At 61.3% G+C, this 17,986-nt stretch carries 19 protein-coding genes; 15 read left to right on the top strand and 4 right to left on the bottom strand.

The window, feature by feature from the left end:
• Window positions 1-101: 101 nt before the first annotated feature.
• The 10 genes from LKE65_RS06760 to LKE65_RS06715 all read left to right on the top strand — a co-directional run bounded on the left by LKE65_RS06760 (window position 102) and on the right by LKE65_RS06715 (window position 6,862).
• Complete coding sequence (locus LKE65_RS06760; protein ID WP_086646630.1) at window positions 102-473, top strand: HesB/IscA family protein; 372 nt, start codon at window positions 102-104, stop codon at window positions 471-473.
• Entirely contained in the window at window positions 470-1,255 is a 786-nt protein-coding gene (locus LKE65_RS06755) for an exodeoxyribonuclease III (RefSeq protein ID WP_095349293.1), read from the top strand. Before LKE65_RS06760 ends, LKE65_RS06755 begins: the two co-directional genes overlap by 4 nt.
• Window positions 1,233-1,838, top strand: coding sequence for a GNAT family N-acetyltransferase (locus tag LKE65_RS06750; protein WP_278740803.1), 606 nt, complete (start codon window positions 1,233-1,235; stop codon window positions 1,836-1,838). Before LKE65_RS06755 ends, LKE65_RS06750 begins: the two co-directional genes overlap by 23 nt.
• Before the next feature lie 196 nt (window positions 1,839-2,034).
• Entirely contained in the window at window positions 2,035-2,115 is an 81-nt protein-coding gene (pqqA, locus tag LKE65_RS06745; protein WP_035370857.1) for a pyrroloquinoline quinone precursor peptide PqqA, read from the top strand.
• A gap of 87 nt (window positions 2,116-2,202) precedes the next feature.
• Window positions 2,203-3,114, top strand: coding sequence for a pyrroloquinoline quinone biosynthesis protein PqqB (gene pqqB / locus LKE65_RS06740; protein ID WP_095349295.1), 912 nt, complete (start codon window positions 2,203-2,205; stop codon window positions 3,112-3,114).
• The gene (gene pqqC / locus LKE65_RS06735; RefSeq protein ID WP_086646626.1) at window positions 3,111-3,851 is read left to right on the top strand and encodes a pyrroloquinoline-quinone synthase PqqC; all 741 of its coding nucleotides are present in this window, start codon (window positions 3,111-3,113) and stop codon (window positions 3,849-3,851) included. Before pqqB ends, pqqC begins: the two co-directional genes overlap by 4 nt.
• Window positions 3,848-4,144 carry a pyrroloquinoline quinone biosynthesis peptide chaperone PqqD gene (pqqD, locus tag LKE65_RS06730; RefSeq protein WP_086646625.1) on the top strand — a complete coding sequence of 99 codons (297 nt, stop codon included), beginning with the start codon at window positions 3,848-3,850 and terminating at the stop codon, window positions 4,142-4,144. Before pqqC ends, pqqD begins: the two co-directional genes overlap by 4 nt.
• Window positions 4,141-5,229: a pyrroloquinoline quinone biosynthesis protein PqqE gene (gene pqqE, locus LKE65_RS06725; protein ID WP_278740802.1), complete on the top strand. Its 1,089-nt coding sequence runs from the start codon at window positions 4,141-4,143 to the stop codon at window positions 5,227-5,229. Before pqqD ends, pqqE begins: the two co-directional genes overlap by 4 nt.
• Before the next feature lie 202 nt (window positions 5,230-5,431).
• Window positions 5,432-6,379: a DMT family transporter gene (locus LKE65_RS06720; protein WP_278740801.1), complete on the top strand. Its 948-nt coding sequence runs from the start codon at window positions 5,432-5,434 to the stop codon at window positions 6,377-6,379.
• Window positions 6,380-6,505: 126 nt separating this feature from the next.
• Window positions 6,506-6,862 carry a zinc ribbon domain-containing protein YjdM gene (locus LKE65_RS06715; RefSeq protein WP_086646683.1) on the top strand — a complete coding sequence of 119 codons (357 nt, stop codon included), beginning with the start codon at window positions 6,506-6,508 and terminating at the stop codon, window positions 6,860-6,862.
• A 231-nt stretch (window positions 6,863-7,093) separates the two neighbouring features.
• Here LKE65_RS06715 and LKE65_RS06710 read toward each other — a convergent pair whose 3' ends face one another.
• Window positions 7,094-8,107, bottom strand: a complete 1,014-nt coding sequence (locus LKE65_RS06710; protein ID WP_086646623.1) for a hypothetical protein — start codon at window positions 8,105-8,107, stop codon at window positions 7,094-7,096.
• Between the two features lie 130 nt (window positions 8,108-8,237).
• The gene (locus tag LKE65_RS06705) at window positions 8,238-8,921 is read right to left on the bottom strand and encodes an ATP-dependent Clp protease proteolytic subunit (protein ID WP_179290106.1); all 684 of its coding nucleotides are present in this window, start codon (window positions 8,919-8,921) and stop codon (window positions 8,238-8,240) included.
• Between the two features lie 127 nt (window positions 8,922-9,048).
• Here LKE65_RS06705 and LKE65_RS06700 point away from each other — a divergent pair, with 127 nt between their 5' ends.
• The 5 genes from LKE65_RS06700 (at window position 9,049) to recJ (ending at window position 15,693) form a co-directional block, all read left to right on the top strand.
• Window positions 9,049-10,074, top strand: a complete 1,026-nt coding sequence (locus tag LKE65_RS06700) for a hypothetical protein (RefSeq protein ID WP_278740800.1) — start codon at window positions 9,049-9,051, stop codon at window positions 10,072-10,074.
• A gap of 166 nt (window positions 10,075-10,240) precedes the next feature.
• On the top strand, window positions 10,241-11,476 hold the full coding sequence (locus tag LKE65_RS06695; RefSeq protein ID WP_086646621.1) for an LL-diaminopimelate aminotransferase: 1,236 nt from the start codon (window positions 10,241-10,243) through the stop codon (window positions 11,474-11,476).
• Window positions 11,473-12,786 carry a homoserine dehydrogenase gene (locus tag LKE65_RS06690; protein WP_278740799.1) on the top strand — a complete coding sequence of 438 codons (1,314 nt, stop codon included), beginning with the start codon at window positions 11,473-11,475 and terminating at the stop codon, window positions 12,784-12,786. The genes LKE65_RS06695 and LKE65_RS06690 overlap by 4 nt, the downstream gene beginning before the upstream one ends.
• A 54-nt stretch (window positions 12,787-12,840) precedes the next feature.
• Window positions 12,841-13,839 carry a class II fructose-bisphosphatase gene (glpX, locus tag LKE65_RS06685; protein ID WP_086646619.1) on the top strand — a complete coding sequence of 333 codons (999 nt, stop codon included), beginning with the start codon at window positions 12,841-12,843 and terminating at the stop codon, window positions 13,837-13,839.
• Window positions 13,840-13,857: 18 nt separating this feature from the next.
• Entirely contained in the window at window positions 13,858-15,693 is a 1,836-nt protein-coding gene (gene recJ, locus LKE65_RS06680; RefSeq protein ID WP_278740798.1) for a single-stranded-DNA-specific exonuclease RecJ, read from the top strand.
• A 30-nt stretch (window positions 15,694-15,723) separates the two neighbouring features.
• Here recJ and rpoH read toward each other — a convergent pair whose 3' ends face one another.
• Both rpoH and LKE65_RS06670 read right to left on the bottom strand, forming a co-directional pair.
• Window positions 15,724-16,608, bottom strand: coding sequence for an RNA polymerase sigma factor RpoH (rpoH, locus tag LKE65_RS06675; RefSeq protein WP_086646617.1), 885 nt, complete (start codon window positions 16,606-16,608; stop codon window positions 15,724-15,726).
• A 319-nt stretch (window positions 16,609-16,927) separates the two neighbouring features.
• Complete coding sequence (locus tag LKE65_RS06670) at window positions 16,928-17,881, bottom strand: RluA family pseudouridine synthase (RefSeq protein WP_233129144.1); 954 nt, start codon at window positions 17,879-17,881, stop codon at window positions 16,928-16,930.
• Between the last annotated feature and the right edge of the window lie 105 nt (window positions 17,882-17,986).

Raw genomic sequence — 17,986 nt, 5'->3', positions numbered from 1 at the left:
CACGGACCATGCCGCCTGATCTTAGGCTATTGGAGGAAAGTTGACCATTGGAGGCGTCTTGCCCCTTCAAACCTGCACGCGGGCGGATTATCTATGGGGGTATGACACAGCCAGCCCCCACTTTTTCCGTCTCCGACTCCGCTGCCAACCGCATTGCCAGCGTTATCGCCAAAAAACAGGCCAGTGCCACCACCGGGCAGGAAGCCCCGGTTGCCCTGCGCGTAGCGGTGGAAGCAGGGGGGTGCAACGGGTTCCAGTATCAGTTCATCCTCATCCCGCCCGGCGGGCTGGCCGCTGATGATGTGCGCATAGAAAAAAACGGCGCGCTGGTGGTGGTGGACCCCACAAGTCTGGACCTGCTGGCCGGGGCGGAGCTGACCTTTGAGGACAAGCTGATGGGGGCACATTTTGCCGTGGCAAACCCCAATGCGGCGTCCTCCTGCGGGTGCGGCACGAGCTTTTCCCTCGCATGAAAATCGCGACATGGAACATCAACTCGGTGCGTCTGCGGCAGGATCTGGTGCTGGACTGGCTGGCGCGCGAACAGCCCGATGTGCTGATGTTGCAGGAAATCAAATGCGAGACGCATCTGTTCCCCTCCGAGGTTTTTGCACAGGCAGGCTACCGCAGCGCCGTTGTGGGGCAGAAATCCTATAACGGCGTAGCCACTCTGGTCCGTGGGGATTTTACGGTCACAACCGAGCATCTGCCCGGCTTTACCGACCCTGCCGCCCGGTATGTGGAGGTTTGCACCCAAGGGCTGGTGCTGGGCAACCTGTACCTGCCCAATGGCAATTCCGGCGCGGAACAGGGTTACGCCACCAAGCTGGAGTTTCTGGCAGCACTCACCGCGCGCGCGCAGGATTTTTTGCAGCAGGATACGGACTTTGTGCTGGCGGGGGATTACAATATCTGCCCCACCCCAGAGGACTGCGCACCCGGTGCGCTGGCCCCGGATGACGCTCTTGTGCGCCCGCAAAGCCGGGCAGCATGGCGGCAACTGCGCTGGCTGGGCCTGACCGATGCCCTGCGCGCCCTGCACCCCCACGGTGCGGCCTATACATTCTGGGATTATCAGGCCGGAGCATGGCCACGGGACAGCGGGTTGCGGATCGACCATATGCTGCTCTCCCCCCGTGTGGCCGAACGCCTGCAAACAGCACAACCCGACCGGGAGGAACGCGGCAAGGAGCGCCCATCCGACCACGTGCCGCTTATTGTCACGCTGGAAAATGGCGCACCCACACCCAGCTAGGCCCACAGGCACAGCGGGCAACCCTGCCACGGGTGCCCGCCTGCCCTGCACCATCCGCCCCGCCTGTCTGGCGGATGCCCCGCACCTGCCAGCACTGGAGCGCGATGCCGCACAGGCCTTTGCCACCATACCAGAACTGGCCTGGCTGGCCGGGGGGGATGTGCTCCCCCTTGCCGAACATACAGCCAGCATAGCCGCGCAAGCCTGCTGGGTTGCGGCCAGTGCTGCGGGGCCGTTGCTGGGGTTTGTCACAGCGCATCCTTACGGGCAGGACCTGCATATTCAGGAAATGTCGGTCACGCGGGCGGCACAGGGCCAGGGGCTGGGCCGCCGCCTGCTGCACGCCGTATGCACAGCCGCACAGAAGCGGGGATTGCAGCGCGTAACACTTACCACGTTTGTCAACGTGCCATGGAACGCGCCATTCTATGCCTCGGCCGGGTTTTGCCATGTGCCCGATGCCGCACTGGACGCACGGCTGGCCAGCATACTGGCGGATGAGCACGCCACCGGCCTTGCCGCAATGCCCCGCTGCGCCATGCAGTATGCTGTACCTGCGGCGGCTGAATGTGTTTCAAAATGAAACAGTTGCGCCGCTCAAAGCGGGCATGCGCCATCACACTGCCGTGATAAGGCCGCACCTTCTCCCCTTATGGCAGTACCAGCCCTTGCACGTTTGTTTTTTTTCATCACACTAACCACGCTCTGACGCACCGCACGTACCTGCGATGTGTGGCTGCGTTTTGTGCACACCACACCCAATGCCAAGGAGAAACATCATGGCCTGGAACGCACCGAAAGTGACGGAAATTCCGTTGGGCGCAGAAATCAACAGCTATGTCTGCGGTCAGAAAAAATAAGAGAGGGCATGCCCTCTCTCAGCCGTCAGGCGGGTTGGTGCCTCACCGACTTTCCCCCTGACGGCTTTTTTGTTTAGAAAGCGTCGTATGCTTGATATTGTCGTCCTTGGCGCAGCCGCTGGTGGCGGTTTTCCACAATGGAACTCCAACGCCCCTGCCTGCCGCCGCGCCCGCGCGGGTGACCCCGCAGCCCCCGCCCGCACACAGGCCTCCATAGCCGTTAGCGGGAATGGCACGTCGTGGTACGTGCTGAATGCCTCCCCCGACCTGCGGACCCAGATCAACCAGACCCCCGACCTGCACCCGCGCACCGGCCTGCGCTCCACCCCCATTGCCGGGGTTGTGCTGACCAGTGGGGAAATTGACGCCATTACCGGCCTGCTCACCCTGCGCGAGCGACAGGCGTTTGAGCTGTATGCAACGCAGCCGGTGCTGGACCAGCTGGACGCAAACCCCATTTTTACAGCGCTCGACCGTACACTGGTGCCCCGCCTGCCCATGGTACTCGACCGCCCGATTGCCCTGGACCCACCGGGCTTTTGCATCACCCCGTTTTCCGTTCCCGGCAAAGTCCCCCTTTATGCCGAAAAAGCGGAAAACCCGGCCGAAATCATGACGAATGGTGAAACCATCGGGCTGGAAATAACCGATGGCACCGCCCGCGCCCTGTTTATTCCCGGCTGCGCGATGATGACGGATGAACTGCGCGCCCACATTCAGGGAGCCGACGCTGTATTTTTTGACGGCACGCTCTGGACGGATGATGAAATGGTGCGCGCGGGCCTTGGCAGCAAAACCGGCCACCGCATGGGCCATATGTCCCTCGCCGACCAACCCGATGGCACGTTCTGCGCTTTTGCGGATTTGAATGTGACCCGCAAGATCCTCATCCACATCAACAATTCCAACCCTGTTCTGCTGGCCGACAGCACCGAGCGCCAGCAGGCCGAAGCCGCAGGCTGGGAAGTAGCCTTTGATGGCATGAAGGTAAGATTATGACAGACCGTATTCTCACCCCCGATGAACTGGAAGCCGCCCTGCGCGCCATTGGTGCCGAGCGCTATCACAACCTGCACCCCTTCCACCGTGCCTTGCACGACGGCAAGCTGAACAAGGGGCAGGTACAGGCCTGGGCACTGAACCGCTATTACTATCAGGCCAGTATTCCCGCCAAGGATGCCTCCCTGCTGGCCCGCCTGCCCACCACGGAGCTGCGGCGTGAATGGCGGCGCAGGCTGGAAGACCATGATGGCACACAGCCCGGCACGGGGGGTGTTGCCCGCTGGCTCAAACTGACCGATGGCCTCGGGCTGGACCGCGCTTATGTGGAATCGCTCGATGGGCTGCTGCCCGGCACGCGCTTTGCCGTGGAAGCCTATGTGCAGTTCGTGCGGGAACGCTCCATTCTGGAGGCCATTGCTTCCTCCCTGACCGAGCTGTTCTCCCCCACCATTATCAGCGAGCGGGTTGCGGGCATGCTCAGCAACTACGATTTTGTCACCGAGGAAACACTCGCCTACTTCAAGCCTCGGCTTACGCAGGCCCCGCAGGATTCCGCTTTTGCGCTGGCCTATGTGCGCGAGCACGCCCGCACGGCAGAGCAGCAGACAGCGGTGCTCAACGCGCTCAAGTTCAAATGCAACGTGTTGTGGTCCATGCTGGATGCACTGGATTACGCCTATGTGGTCCCCGGGCGTGTTCCCCCCGGTGCATTCCGCCCAGGCCCGCAGGCATGACCGAGGCCACAGGCCCAACTTTGTGCGAGACGACCGTGCCACGCTTTGCGCGTGGCACCCGCCTGCAATATGACCGCGTGCGGGAGGTCTGGTTTATTCAGGCCCCCGAGCGCGCTTTTCATGCCGATGCCATTGCCGCCGAAGTGCTACAACTGGTGGATGGCACCCGCCCGCTCCACACCATTATAGACCTGCTGGCCGAAAAATTTACCGCCCCCCGTGCCGTTATTGCGCAGGACGTGCTGGCCATGGTGGCAGAACTGGCCACAAAGCAGGTGCTGCTGCCCGCATGAGCGCGCCCCCTCCCCCCATGAGCCTGCTGGCGGAGCTTACCCACCGCTGCCCCCTGCAATGCCCCTACTGTTCCAACCCGCTTATGCTCGACCCCAGAACGCAGGAGCTGGGCACCACGGAATGGCAGCGTGTGCTGGACGAGGCGGCGCTGATGGGCGTGTTGCAGGTGCATTTTTCTGGCGGGGAGCCAATGGCCCGCCCCGACCTGCCAGAACTTGTGCGCCACGCAGCACAGGCTGGCCTGTATTCCAACCTGATCACCTCTGGCGTGCTGATCCGCCCGGACACACTGCGCGCTCTGGCCGATGCGGGGCTGGACCATATCCAGCTGTCTTTTCAGGACGTGGCCCCCGCCAGCGCGGACCGCATTGCCAACATGGCAGGCGCACACGCCAAAAAGCTGGAAGCAGCGCGCCTGATTACCGCAGAGGGTCTGCCGCTCACGCTCAATTTTGTCATCCATCGCCAGAATGCCGAGCGTGTGCCCGCCATGCTGGAACTGGCTGAACAGCTTGGCGCCAGACGGGTGGAAATTGCCCACACCCAGTATTATGGCTGGGGCCTGCTTAACCGCGATGCTCTCCTGCCCGACCGTGCCCAGATAGAGGCCACGACCGAAGCCGTAGCCGCAGCCCGCACCCGGCTGGCAGGGCGCATGAGCATAGATTTTGTCACCCCCGATTATTACGAGGACCGGCCCAAACCCTGCATGGGCGGATGGGGCCAGCGTTTTTTAAACATTACCCCCACAGGCAAGGTGCTCCCCTGCCACGCGGCGGAAACCATTCCCAACATCACCTTCCCCAATGTGCGCGAGGCAGGCCTTGCCGCCATATGGGAGGGTTCCCCCATTTTTAACCTGTTCCGCGGCACGGAATGGATGCCCGAACCCTGCCAGTCCTGCGCATTCAAGGAGGAAGACTGGGGAGGCTGCCGTTGTCAGGCACTGGCACTGGCCGGCAAGGCGGATGCAGCAGACCCGGTCTGCCACAAGGCTCCCGATCACAAACAGGTCACGCAGGCTATTGCCCAGCGCCCCCAAACGCCGCCCCCCTTCCGCTACAGGCGCTTCGGGAACGCCTGAGGCAAAAAGGGTTTTTACAAAACCGGCCACCACCTGACCCAAACAACGCCACGGATGCCACGTGCAGGCGCAGGACATGCGAACAAATTGCATCGCAGCCGCACTTATGGCTAAGAGGCACCACTAACCCGCTCGGACCCGAGCGCCCCACCATTTGCCCGGGCCGCATGGCCCCACACCCCCGGCCAAGGCGACCAACCCCATGCACCACCCAGCCGCACAGCATAACCTTGGTAAAGGCATTGCCTGCGGTGTTGGGGCGGGCGCATTGTGGGGGCTGGTTTTTCTGGCCCCCGAGCTGATCCGCAACTTCAGCGCGCTGGAAATGGCCTGTGGCCGCTACGTGCTGTACGGCCTGTTTGCCGCCGTTATGGTTGCACCACACTGGCAGGTGCTCAGCCATACCGTAAGCCTGCGCACATGGTGGACGCTGAGCTGGCTCTCCTTTGCGGGGAATACGGCTTATTATGTGCTGCTCTCGAGCGCTGTCAAAAACGGGGGCATTACCAGCACCACTCTTGTAATCGGCTTTTTGCCCGTACTGGTGACACTGGTTGGCAGCCGCGACAAGGACGCCCTACCCCTGCGCCAGCTTTTACCTTCCATCCTGCTGTGCCTGACCGGTGCTGCGTGCATTGGCTGGCAGGCCATGCATACGCATGCACATTCTGTTGCCCGTGCGCCTTTTCTGGGGTTGCTCTGCGCTGTTGCGGCGCTTGGCTCCTGGACACTCTATGCCGTGGGGAATAGCCGCGCACTCGTGCGCCAGCGGCATTTTTCCGCCCATGACTGGAACCTGCTGACCGGGCTTGCCACTGGTGCCCAGAATGTGGTCCTGCTCCCCCTTGCCCTTCTGCTGGACAGCACAGCCCACGGGCTGGAGCAATGGCGCAACTTTGCACTGGTGAGTGCGGGCGTAGCTCTGCTGGCCTCCATTGCAGGCAACGCGCTGTGGAACAGAATGAACCAGCTCCTCCCGCTGACACTGGTGGGGCAGATGATTCTGTTCGAAACCCTGTTTTCCCTCTGCTACGGTTTCATATGGGAGCAGCGACTGCCCAGCGGGATGGAAACACTGGCCTTTGGCTGTGTGGTGCTGAGCGTATTGCTGTGCGTACGCGCCCACCGCAAACCGGCAGCCGCTGCGTAACCCCCAACTGCTTCCACTTTTTGCCTGCTGAGCTAACGGGAGCGCCAGCCTGCTTTTTTCCCTGCTATTTCTATTACCGGGCGCATGTATTAGGTTGCGCCGCATTGTAACCACGGGGGGATGACCATGAGCGACGAACACAAATGCCCGCAATGCGGCTGTGAACATATCTATCAGGATGGCGGGCTATGGGTCTGCCCCGAATGTGCGCACGAATGGAACGAATTTTCCACCAGTGCAACGGATGCAGATGCAGGCGGTTCTGGCGTTATTCATGATGCCAACGGCAACGTTCTGGCTGATGGGGACACCATTACAGTCACCAAGGACCTTAAGGTAAAAGGGTCTTCTCTGGTGGTTAAAAGCGGCACCAAGGTCAAGAACATCAAACTGGTCGATGGCACGGACGGCCACAACATTGCGTGCAAAATAAGCGGCATCGGGGCCATGAACCTGAAGTCGGAATTTGTAAAAAAATCCTGAACTCCCGCACAAGACCTTACTGGCATGGGCCACACAAAGCCCCATGCCAGTACATAGGGTTTGGAAAAAACAAACCTATTATGAGGTCTCTGACTTACCATGCGGCATAGAAGTATGCCGCGCCTAGGCACTTGCTGAACCAATATCCGGCTGCGTTTTGTGCCTATGCCCCAAACAAAACAGCCTGCCCCATAAGGGCAGGCTGCATGCAAACCACGACAGGCAAAAAGCTCAGGCGGCTTTTTTACCGTTGGCCTTGAAAATACCCGATGTAAATTCCCACACCCGACCCACATTGCGGATCACCTTGGCAATGGCGGGGGTTGTGGTCGGGCGTAGCAGGCGCGGGTCATACCCAGCAAAGCGCCGATCATCTTCTTCCAGACACAGGTCCATAAAGTCCGGCAGGCTGATCTGGATGTTGGTCACTTCCTTGGTGCCGGTTACGGTAAAGTTGTTGTCCTGCGTATGGACCTGCCCGCTATCATCCACCGTGCGGGCAAGGCTCATGCGTTCGTAGGCCAGAAAGCCCCAGACAGCCCATACCTTTGCCTCAAAGAACGGGCGACGCCACCACGGCATAACCGCGCGATACCAGGCCAGCCAGTTGGCAAAGAGCAGGATATGGCGGCATTCTTCCTGCATGATCGGCTCGAACGTGTCGGTCAGGGCTTCGGGGAAGTAGCCCGAACGCTTGGCCAGTTCGAACATGCCAAACGCAAAAAAGCTATCCACGCATTCCGAAAAACCAGTGACCAGATAGGCCCATTCCACGTCCTTCGGCTCCACATACGGGGGCTCGGGGGCCATGGGAATGTTGTAGGCTGCCACCATTTTGGACAGCACTTCCTTATGCCGGTTTTCTTCCCACGCATTGCGTGAGATGGCATCCTTGACATCAGGATCCGTGACCAGGCTGGCGTAAGCGGCCATACGCAGGCGGGCCTTGCCCTCGGTCTGCACGGCAATATCCCAGATCGGCAGGGAGGTTACGCGGTGCAGGGTTTCGGGGTCCAGCTTGGGCCAGTCAATGACAGATGGCTTGTACGGGTTGAACGTATCGCGGAACATGGCCGCGAGTGCGCGCTTATGCTCTTCCGAACCCGGCTTAAGCGGCCCGCGAATGGGGCTCAGCCAATGCCGCGCGCGGAAATCCGCTTCGGCCACAGCCTCGGCATTAGGGGGTGCAGGAAGGTCATCCATACTTTCCGGCAGATGGGAGTAAATATCGCTCAGAGAACCCATGTGAGGAACCCGTTATCTGGGGACCTCCCCTTTTTGCAACCGGCCCTGACTGGCTGGAACGTCGGAAGGTCCAATAAACCTGAAACATGCCGCCATCCCCATTGCCGGGAATGGCGACGACGCCCCCGTGTTAGTGCAGATCAGCCAGCTTAGAAATGATCTTGGTCACTAAACCGTAATCTATCGCTTCTTTTGCGGACATCCAGTAGTTGCGGTCCGTGTCCTTGACGACTTTTTCGTAAGGCTGCCCGGTTTCACGCGCGAAAAGGTGGTTCAGGCGTTCGCGCATTTTAATGATCTCGCGCGCTTCGATATCAATATCGGTTGCCGGACCACGCACACCGCCCATGGGCTGGTGCAGCAGAAAACGCGTGTTAGGCAGGCAGAATCGGCGGTCCTTGTGACCTGCGGCAAAAATAAGCGCGCCAGCAGAAGCCACCCAGCCCGTGCCGATCATGTTGACCGGAGCAATCGAATCGACAAAGCGGATCATGTCATGGATCGTGTCGCCACTTTCCACGTGTCCGCCGGGGGAGTTGACGTACACATCAATCGGCTTGTCGGATTCACCGGCCAGTGCCAGCAGGCGGCCGGTTACGTCGCGCGCGACCTTGTCGTTTATCCCACCAAAAATAAGCACCTTACGCTGCTTGAACAGCTTGTGCTCCAGTTCGCCCTGCGGGGCGCCAGAGGCCTTGCCTTCCTCTTTTTCGGGGGTTTCCGGGGTTTCCGGTTCATCGTCCAGCCTGATGGCGTTACGGGAGAAGATGCCTGTCATTGCTGTCTCCGCACATTGTTCCGTAGCAGTGTTCATTCCCTTATCCTGCGCTGCCCGAACGTGCCTGCCAAGGGGCAATCATGCGCTCTCTCGCCACGGGGGAGGGAAAAGGGTAAGGTGCGGGGCAATTTTATATCAGGTTTTTCGGAGCATTCCCCCCGCCATGCAGCAGCCCCCTCTGGAGCAGAAGCCGACCAGCCGGACCAACGCCCCCCGGCCAGACCGCTTTTTGCAGGCTGCCAGCATGGCTGCTCTTGTTGCACTGGGTGGCACATTAAGCGCCTGCCAGCACCGCGATGCTATTGATACAGCTCTGGACTGGTCACGCAGTATGCGCGGCGGCGCCATTGCCGAGCAGCGCCCCCCACCACCCGGGCGCTACGACCCCTACCCCAAAGTGGGCCTGACCCCAACGGATGTGCCCGAAGTGCCCTCCCCCGATGCGCGCGCCCTGTTAAGCGAACAGCTGACCCGCGACCGCAACCTGACCTACCGGACCGTGGCCGCCAACGGGACCATGATCCCCAACATTCCGCCCCCACCCAATGCAAGCGGCAGAACCAGTGCGCAAAAGGCCCAGCCAACCCTGCCCGCGGGCGTAAGCGGCGCGGTGATGGACGCAGCCGACAGCGCCCCCCAGCCCGTGCGGGCACCCCTGCATTCGGCCGTATCCAGCCTGCCAGCAGGCACCACGGCCTCCTCCCCCGCACCGGAGGAAGCCGAGGCGGAAGTGGCCATGCCCGAGGTGCACAAAAAAGCGGATATTCCCGAATTACGCCCCGACCAGATTCCGCAAATACCTCAAACCCCGCCCACGGCCCCCAGCTTCCCCGGTTTTGATGTGCCAACGGATGCAAACCTGCCCGATGCCGTGCGCCCCAACTATGACCTGACCGATATAAAAGGCACGGCCTTCCATTTTGTGCCCCAGTCCGACCAGCTTTCCAGCGGGCAGGACGCGGCACTGGCCAAGATTGTGCAAAAATGGCCAAACGGCCCCCTGACCATCCGCGGGTTTGGGGATGCCGCATCCATGAGCCCGCAGGATCAGGCCGATGCCGTACGCCTTGGGCTGCTGCGTGCCCAACGCCTTGCCGTAGAACTGACCGGACGGGGCATTCCCGCCAGCGCCATAACCGTACGGGGCGATGCCTTTGGCACAGGGGCAAAGGTGGTTACCCCGCCCTGATCCCCCGCACACACCCCTTTTGCTCCGCCCCGCATGCGGTAAAAACGCACCCGCACGGCGGTTTTGCATCCAGAGGAGTTGCCTGTTCCATTTTGGCGATTACTATGCTCACTCCCTTCATCCTACAGGGGCCATGTTCCCTGTCCTTTCAGAGCACCCAAAGTCCATGACCGAAGAGTTCCATCGCATCCGCCGCCTGCCGCCTTATGTTTTCGCCTCTGTCAATCAGGCCAAGGCAGCAGCGCGCGCACGGGGCGAGGATATTATTGACCTTGGCATGGGCAACCCCGACACCCCCACCCCGCCCCATATTGTGAACAAGCTGATTGAAACGGTGAACGACCCACGCTCGCACCGTTACTCGGTCAGCCGTGGCATTCCCGGCCTGCGCAAGGCCGTGGCGGGGTATTATGACCGGCGCTTCAACGTCAAACTCAACCCCGACAGCGAAGTGATTGTTACCCTTGGCTCCAAGGAAGGGCTGGCCAATCTGGCCTCCGCCATTACCAGCCCGGGGGACACCATTCTGGTGCCCAACCCGTCTTACCCCATTCACCAGTTCGGGTTTATTATTGCGGGTGCGTCCGTGCGCTCCATCCCCGCCACCCCGAACGAGGACATGCTGCGCGCACTTGAGCGCGCCGTACGCCACTCCGTGCCCAAACCCACGGCGCTGATTGTCAACTTCCCGTCCAACCCCACATCGTATCTGGCTGATCTGGATTTTTATAAGGAACTGGTCGCCTTTGCCCGGCGTGAGGAAATCTGGATTCTGTCCGACCTTGCCTATGCCGAAATCTATTTTGGCGATCTGGTTCCCCCTTCCATTCTGGCCGTTCCGGGCGCACGTGACATTGCGGTGGAATTTACCTCGCTCTCCAAGACCTACTCCATGGCTGGCTGGCGTGTGGGTTTTGCCGCAGGCAACGAACGGCTGATTTCCGCCCTCACCCGCATTAAATCCTATCTGGATTACGGGGCCTTCACCCCCATTCAGGTTGCCGCCGTAACCGCGCTGAACGGCCCGCAGGACTGCGTGGCCGACCTGCGTAACCTGTACAAGGAACGGCGCGACGTGCTGATCAAGGGCCTGCATTCCGCCGGATGGGACGTGCCCTCCCCCGAAGGGTCCATGTTCGCATGGGCTCCCATTCCCGAACCTTTCCGCGAGATGGGGAGTGTTGCCTTCTCCAAACTCCTGCTTGAAGAAGCCGGCGTTGCCGTGGCACCGGGCCTTGGGTTTGGTGAATATGGTGATGACCACGTCCGCATCGGGCTGGTGGAAAACACCCACCGCCTGCGGCAGGCCCTGCGCTCCATCAAGGGCTTTATGGCCGCCCACGGCGTCAAGGCCCCTCCCTCCTCCAACCCAGCCCAAAAACCGGAGTCTGTTGCACCGTGACATCCTGTTCCTCTTCTTCTCCTCTTCGTCTTGGCATTGCCGGGCTCGGCACGGTTGGCGCGGGCGTTATCAAACTGCTGCGGGCCAATGCGGACCTGCTGAGCGCACGGGCAGGCCGCCCGCTGGAGGTTGTGGCCGTTAGCGCGCGCGAGCGCACGCGGGACCGTGGGGTGGATGTGTCCGCCCTGCGCTGGTACGACAACGCCGCCGATCTGGTAAACGACCCCGATGTGGACGTGGTGGTGGAGCTGATTGGCGGGGCAGAAGGCACCGCCCGTACACTGGTGGAAGCAGCCCTTAAGGCTGGCAAACCTGTGGTTACCGCCAACAAGGCGCTGCTGGCCCTGCATGGCTCCACCCTTGCCCGCCTGAGTGCTGACAACAACGCCCCCCTGCTGTTTGAAGCAGCAGTTGCTGGCGGCATTCCCGCCATTAAAACCGTGCGCGAAGGGCTGGCAGCGGACCGCCTGCTGCGCGTGGGCGGTATTCTTAACGGCACCTGCAACTACATCCTCACCGTCATGCGCGAGACGGGCAAGGATTTTGCAACCGTGCTCAAGGATGCGCAGGACCTCGGCTATGCCGAAGCCGACCCCTCCACCGATGTGGACGGGCTGGACGCAGCCCACAAACTGACCATTCTGGCTGGTCTGGCCTTTGGTCAGCCCGTAGCGTTTGACAGCGTGCATGTAGAGGGCATCCGCCGCATTGGTGCGGTGGACCAGAGTTTTGCCCGCGCCCTTGGCTACCGGATCAAGCTGCTGGGCCTTGCCAGCATGACCGATGCCGGGCTGCACGCCCGCGTAACCCCCTGCCTTGTGCCCCAGCAGGCTCCGCTGGCACAGGTGGATGGCGTCTTTAACGCCGTGGTGGCGGAAGGCGAGTTTGTTGGCCGGATCATGATCGAAGGACGCGGGGCCGGTGCTGGCCCCACGGCTAGTGCGGTCACGGCGGATCTGGTGGATATTGCCCGTGGCAACACCATTGCCGTGTGGGGCGTGCAGACCAGCGCCCAGTCCCCGCTGCGGGCCTGCCCCATTTCCAGTGGGGAAGGTGCCTTCTACCTGCGCCTGATGGTGGAAGACCGCCCCGGCGTTATTGCCGACATTACCGCCATCCTGCGTGATTGTGGCGTATCGCTGCGCAGCATGCTCCAGCACCCGGCGGAAAATGACAGCACGCCTTATGTTCCCCTTGTTCTGGTCACACATCGGACATCCGAGGCGGCTATGCAGGACGCCGTCACCCGGATTGACGCTTTGACTGTTGTGACAGACTCCACAGTTGTGATCCGGATCGAGGCTGCCTGAAGCAACCCACCAGCCCCGCCCGATCAATTGTGTAATTAAGGATCCCGCTTTCTCATGTCTGATTCCATTGGCCCCTCTCCCTTCGTTGTTTCCGACCGCAATCTGGCTCTTGAGCTGGTGCGCGTGACCGAAGCGGCGGCCCTTGCCTCTGCCCGCTGGACGGGCCGCGGCCGTAAGAACGATGCAGACGGTGCCGCGGTGGAAGCCATGCGCATTGCCTTTGACACCGTGGCCATTGATGGCACCGTGGTCATTGGTGAGGGCGAAATGGACGAAGCGCCCATGCTCTATATTGGCGAGAAAGTGGGCTCCGGCGGCCCGGCCATGGATATTGCCGTGGACCCGCTGGAAGGCACCAACCTGTGCGCAAAGGACATGCCAAACGCCATTACGGTGGTGGCACTGGCCGAACGCGGCAACTTCCTGCACGCACCCGATGTGTACATGGACAAGATTGTGGTTGGCCCCAACCTGCCCGCAGGTGTGGTGGACCTTGAAAACACGATTGAAACCAACCTGAAGAACCTTGCCAAAGCTAAAGGCAAAAGCGTGCAGGACCTGCTGCTGTGCACGCTCGACCGCGAACGGCACGAGGAAATGATTGCCCGCGCCCGTGCAGCCGGTGCCCGCGTGCGCCTGCTGAGCGATGGCGACGTGGCCGGTGGCATTGCTGCCTGCCTTGATAGCAGTCAGGTCGATATTTACGTCGGCTCCGGCGGTGCGCCCGAAGGGGTGCTGACCGCCGCCGCCGTGCGCTGCGTGGAAGGCCAGATGCAGGGCCGCCTGCTGTTTGAAGATAACGCCCAGCGCGAACGCGCCCAGAAGATGAACCCCGGCAAAAACCCCGACCGCAAGCTGGACCTGCATGATATGGCAGCAGGCTCGGTGCTGTTCTCGGCCACTGGGGTCACCACCGGGGCGCTGCTGCGCGGCGTGCGGCAGTACCCGCATCAGGCGGTGACGCACTCGCTGGTCATGCGTTCCAAATCTGGCACGTCCCGCTTTATTGAAGGGCACCACAACTTCAAAACCAAAACATGGACGCCGCAATAACAGGCGTTTTTTAACCCCATGCTCTCGACCGCATCACCAGAGGGGGCGCACGCCCCCACCCCAGCCACAACACCAGCCGTGCTCAATGTAGAGCACAGCGTGAACGCACGACGCTGGTCCTGGCGGGAGGGAGCAGACAACCCGACTACCAACCGGCTGGGGGCCGCACTGGCCCAGCAACTTGGCATACCCGAAATTGTAGGCCGCCTGCTGGCCATGCGCGGGGTCAGCCCCGAACATGCACCGCATTTTCTGGCCCCCACCCTGCGCGCCCTTATGCCCGACCCGTCCTGCCTGACGGATATGGACAAAGCCGCCGCCCGCATGGCGCAGGCCGTACAGGCGGGGGAAACCATAGGTATTTTTGGCGATTATGACGTGGACGGCGCATGCGCCAGTGCCGTGCTGGCCGCTTTTTTTGAACAGCTTGGCTGCTCCGTTCTCACCCATATTCCCGACCGCATGACCGAAGGGTATGGCCCCAACCTGCCAGCACTTGAGGCACTGGTGGCCCAAGGTGCCAAACTGCTGGTCTGTGTGGACTGTGGCACAGCCTCTGCCGATATTCTGAACCAGCTTGCAGGCAAGGCCGATGTGGTGGTGCTGGACCACCACAAGTCGGAAGATGCCCTGCCAGCCATTCTGGCCACGGTTAACCCCAACCGGGCGGACTGCTCATCGGGTCTTGGGCATATCTGCGCTGCGGCACTGAGTTTTCTGGCCACTGTTGCGACCAGACGCACCCTGCGCGAGAACGGCTTTTTTAACGCAAGCCATCCCCAGCCCGACCTGCGCCCCCTGCTGGACCTTGTTGCGCTGGCCACGGTGTGTGACGTCATGCCCCTGCAAGGGGTCAACCGCCTGTTTGTGGCCGAGGGGCTAAAGGTTATGGCGGCCCGGCAGCGTGTAGGGGTTGCTGCCCTGCTTGAAATTGCGGGTGTCAGCAAAGCGCCTGATGCGTTTTCGTGCGGGTTTGCGCTGGGGCCGCGTATTAATGCGGGCGGACGCATAGCCGAAGCCGCACTTGGCCTGCGCCTGCTCCGCTGCCCGGATGTGCATGAAGCAAAGCAGATGGCCGAGCGGCTGGATGCCGTCAACCGCCGCAGGCAGGATGTGGAAGCCGATATTCTGGACCGCGCCATGGAGCAGGCAGCAGAACAGAAGGACGCCGGCCACGGCGTTATTCTGCTCGCGGGTAAGGACTGGCACCCCGGCGTCGTGGGGATTGTGGCAGGGCGCATAAAAGAACGCTTCAACCGCCCCGCCCTTGTTGGCGCGCAGCAGGAGGACGGGAGCATAAAAGGCTCTGGCCGCTCGGTTGCCGGGCTGGACCTTGGTACGGTCATTATTGCCGCACGTCAGGCCGGGCTGCTTAAAACAGGTGGCGGGCACGCCATGGCTGCGGGTTTTTCGCTCCATGCAGACAAGCTGGCGGAGTTCCACTCTTTTCTCGATACCCGTCTGCCACAGGCGGCGGAACTGCCGCCCACCGTGGACCTGACCATAGATGCCGTTGTGGCCGTAACCGGAGCCACGGCAGAACTGGCGACCGACATGGCAGCTCTGGCCCCCTTTGGCGCAGGCAACCCCGAACCACTCATTGCCCTGCCCAATGTGCATATTGCACGCACCGACCGCATAGGGCGGGACAGCAACACCCTGCGGGTGCTGATCCGCGCCAGCAATGGCAGCAGGCTCAAGGCACTTCTGTTCAAGGCGGATAACAACCCGCTCGCTGTTGTGTTGGAAGACGCAACCCGCCCCGCCCTGCATCTGGCAGGCTACCTGCGGGCAGAAAGCTGGAACGGGCGCACAGACGCCACTTTTTTTGTGCAGGACGTAGCCCGAGCCTGAACGGCCCTACCCTGTGCAGGCACAGGGGGCTTATTCCCCCTGTGCGGCGTTGCGGCGGGCTGCGACTTCCTTCTTCATGGCTTCCTGCACTTTTTCAAACGCGCGCACTTCAATCTGGCGCACCCGCTCGCGGGAAATGCCGTAGTCGTGGGCGAGTTCTTCCAGCGTTGCCGGGTCATCCTTGAGGCGACGTTCGGTGAAAATGCGGCGTTCACGCTCGTTCAGGGTTTCGAGTGCTGTGGCAAGCAGGGCCTTGCGACCCGACATTTCCTCGTTTTCGGCGTAAACCTCTTCCTGGTTCACCTGATCGTCCACCAGACGGTCCTGCCATTCGCTTTCCAGGTCCGTTTTAAGCGGGGCGTTCAGGCTGTGGTCCGGTGCAGCCATGCGGCGGTTCATGTCCACCACATCCTGCTCGGACACACCAAGAGTTGTGGCGATCTTGTTGACCTGTTCGGGCTGGAGGTCACCATCATCAATCGCCTGCATCTGCCCTTTAAGGCGGCGCAGGTTGAAGAACAGCTTTTTCTGGGCTGCCGTTGTGCCCATTTTGACCAAAGACCAGCTATGCAGGATGTATTCCTGAATGGCAGCGCGGATCCACCACATGGCGTAAGTGGCCAGCCGGAAGCCTTTTTCGGGGTCAAAGCGGCGCACGGCCTGCATCATCCCCACATTGCCTTCGCTGATCAGTTCATTGATCGGCAGACCATAACCCCGATAGCCCATGGCAATTTTGGCAACCAGACGCAGGTGGGATGTCACCAGCCGGTGGGCTGCCTTGACATCTCCCTTATCGCGCCATTTGCGTGAAAGGGTGAGTTCTTCTTCTGGCGTGAGCAGGGGATACTTACGAATTTCCTGAAGGTACCTTGAAAGATTGCCTTCAGGCCCAACATCAATGACGGAAGCCATGATTTGAGTACTCCTTCCTGAGATGGAAACTCCCACGGATGCGTTTGGTTCCTGTTCCGTTAACAGGCGCATCCAGACTTGCAGCGGCGAGTCCCATTACCCGATGGAAAACTAGACGGCCCTTGCATCTACCCTCGGCATGAGCAGCAGAGACCAAAGGCCCCTTCCCGCTTTACGGAAAAGTGAGCGGTATGGACCAAGAGGGTGCGCCTGAAAAATGCACCCTGTCAAGAAAACAGGTGCGGATGGTAGCAAAACTGCCACAGTTAGTGGACCGTAGCGGTCCCCTTTAATGCGGACTCGGAGCAGGCCTGCGCCGTTACGAGTCGCTCAGGGCCTGTTCCAGTTCCTGCATGTCGGGCGGCATTGGGGTTTCAAACAGCAGGTTTTCGCCCGTTCTGGGGTGGGTAAAGCCCAGCCGCGCCGCATGGAGCGCCTGACGGGGGAAGTCCAGCCCAGCCCCCTTGCCCACCGGGGACAGGCCACGGGCCGCAGCAGGCACGCGCCGCAGGTAGAGCGGGTCCCCCATAAGCGGATGGCCATTGGCCGAAAAATGCACCCGGATCTGGTGCGTGCGGCCCGTTGCCAGTTTGCACGCAACAAGGGCGGCCGAAGCACTGAACACCTTGAGCGTGCGGTAATGGGTCAAGGCCCATTTGCCACCATGGGTAACCAGCGCCATGCGTTTGCGGTCCCGCTTGTCGCGGCCTATTGCGCCTTCATAATCCCCCTCCGCAGGGGTGGGTACACCCCAGCAGAACGCCAGATAGGCACGGTCTATGCGGCGGGCGGCAAAATCATCCGAGAGAGCCAGATGCGCTTTTTCCGTTTTGGCAACCACCATAACGCCCGACGTATCCTTATCCAGCCGGTGCACAATGCCGGGGCGGCGCTCCCCGCCAATGCCCTTAAGGCTATTGCCGCAATGGGCGATCAGGCCGTTGACCAGCGTACCCGTCTCGTTCCCCGGTGCGGGGTGGACCACCAGCCCCGCGGGCTTGTCCAGCACAATCAGGTCGTCATCTTCATACAGGATGTTAAAATCCATGGCTTCGCCCTGCGGGGTGGCAGGGGCTGCGGCGGGCAGGTCCAGCACCACCACCATTCCTGCCCGGACCGGCGTGGCGGGCTCACGCAGCACCACGCCATTGCACAGGAGATTCCCGCCCTCGATCAGCCCTTTGATGCGTGAGCGCGAAGGGGCTCCGGGGCAGTTGGACAAAAACCGGTCCACCCGCTCGCCCGCCTGTGCGGCATCCACCGTAAAGGCCAGTGTGGTGCCGTGGGTAGGGGCAAGGCCGGGCGCGGCTTCGCCTTGAGGGGGAACTGTATGTGCCAAACCCGTTTGTCTCATTCACGCTTATGGGGTGGAATTGCG

The organism is Acetobacter fabarum, assembly GCF_022483405.1.
Taxonomy (GTDB): domain Bacteria; phylum Pseudomonadota; class Alphaproteobacteria; order Acetobacterales; family Acetobacteraceae; genus Acetobacter; species Acetobacter fabarum.
Note: the sequence above shows the minus strand (reverse complement) of the source record. Positions and strands in the feature narration are given on the sequence as shown.

What these genes read in the sequence shown, in the direction of transcription:
- LKE65_RS06705 (WP_179290106.1), bottom strand. Translation starts at nt 8,921, where the DNA reads ATGAACACTGCTACGGAACAATGTGCGGAGACAGCAATGACAGGCATC.
- LKE65_RS06695 (WP_086646621.1), top strand. Translation starts at nt 10,241, where the DNA reads ATGACCGAAGAGTTCCATCGCATCCGCCGCCTGCCGCCTTATGTTTTC.
- LKE65_RS06715 (WP_086646683.1), top strand. Translation starts at nt 6,506, where the DNA reads ATGAGCGACGAACACAAATGCCCGCAATGCGGCTGTGAACATATCTAT.
- LKE65_RS06700 (WP_278740800.1), top strand. Translation starts at nt 9,049, where the DNA reads ATGCAGCAGCCCCCTCTGGAGCAGAAGCCGACCAGCCGGACCAACGCC.
- LKE65_RS06720 (WP_278740801.1), top strand. Translation starts at nt 5,432, where the DNA reads ATGCACCACCCAGCCGCACAGCATAACCTTGGTAAAGGCATTGCCTGC.
- recJ (WP_278740798.1), top strand. Translation starts at nt 13,858, where the DNA reads ATGCTCTCGACCGCATCACCAGAGGGGGCGCACGCCCCCACCCCAGCC.
- glpX (WP_086646619.1), top strand. Translation starts at nt 12,841, where the DNA reads ATGTCTGATTCCATTGGCCCCTCTCCCTTCGTTGTTTCCGACCGCAAT.
- pqqD (WP_086646625.1), top strand. Translation starts at nt 3,848, where the DNA reads ATGACCGAGGCCACAGGCCCAACTTTGTGCGAGACGACCGTGCCACGC.
- LKE65_RS06760 (WP_086646630.1), top strand. Translation starts at nt 102, where the DNA reads ATGACACAGCCAGCCCCCACTTTTTCCGTCTCCGACTCCGCTGCCAAC.
- LKE65_RS06750 (WP_278740803.1), top strand. Translation starts at nt 1,233, where the DNA reads ATGGCGCACCCACACCCAGCTAGGCCCACAGGCACAGCGGGCAACCCT.
- LKE65_RS06710 (WP_086646623.1), bottom strand. Translation starts at nt 8,107, where the DNA reads ATGGGTTCTCTGAGCGATATTTACTCCCATCTGCCGGAAAGTATGGAT.
- pqqB (WP_095349295.1), top strand. Translation starts at nt 2,203, where the DNA reads ATGCTTGATATTGTCGTCCTTGGCGCAGCCGCTGGTGGCGGTTTTCCA.
- rpoH (WP_086646617.1), bottom strand. Translation starts at nt 16,608, where the DNA reads ATGGCTTCCGTCATTGATGTTGGGCCTGAAGGCAATCTTTCAAGGTAC.
- LKE65_RS06755 (WP_095349293.1), top strand. Translation starts at nt 470, where the DNA reads ATGAAAATCGCGACATGGAACATCAACTCGGTGCGTCTGCGGCAGGAT.
- pqqC (WP_086646626.1), top strand. Translation starts at nt 3,111, where the DNA reads ATGACAGACCGTATTCTCACCCCCGATGAACTGGAAGCCGCCCTGCGC.
- pqqE (WP_278740802.1), top strand. Translation starts at nt 4,141, where the DNA reads ATGAGCGCGCCCCCTCCCCCCATGAGCCTGCTGGCGGAGCTTACCCAC.
- pqqA (WP_035370857.1), top strand. Translation starts at nt 2,035, where the DNA reads ATGGCCTGGAACGCACCGAAAGTGACGGAAATTCCGTTGGGCGCAGAA.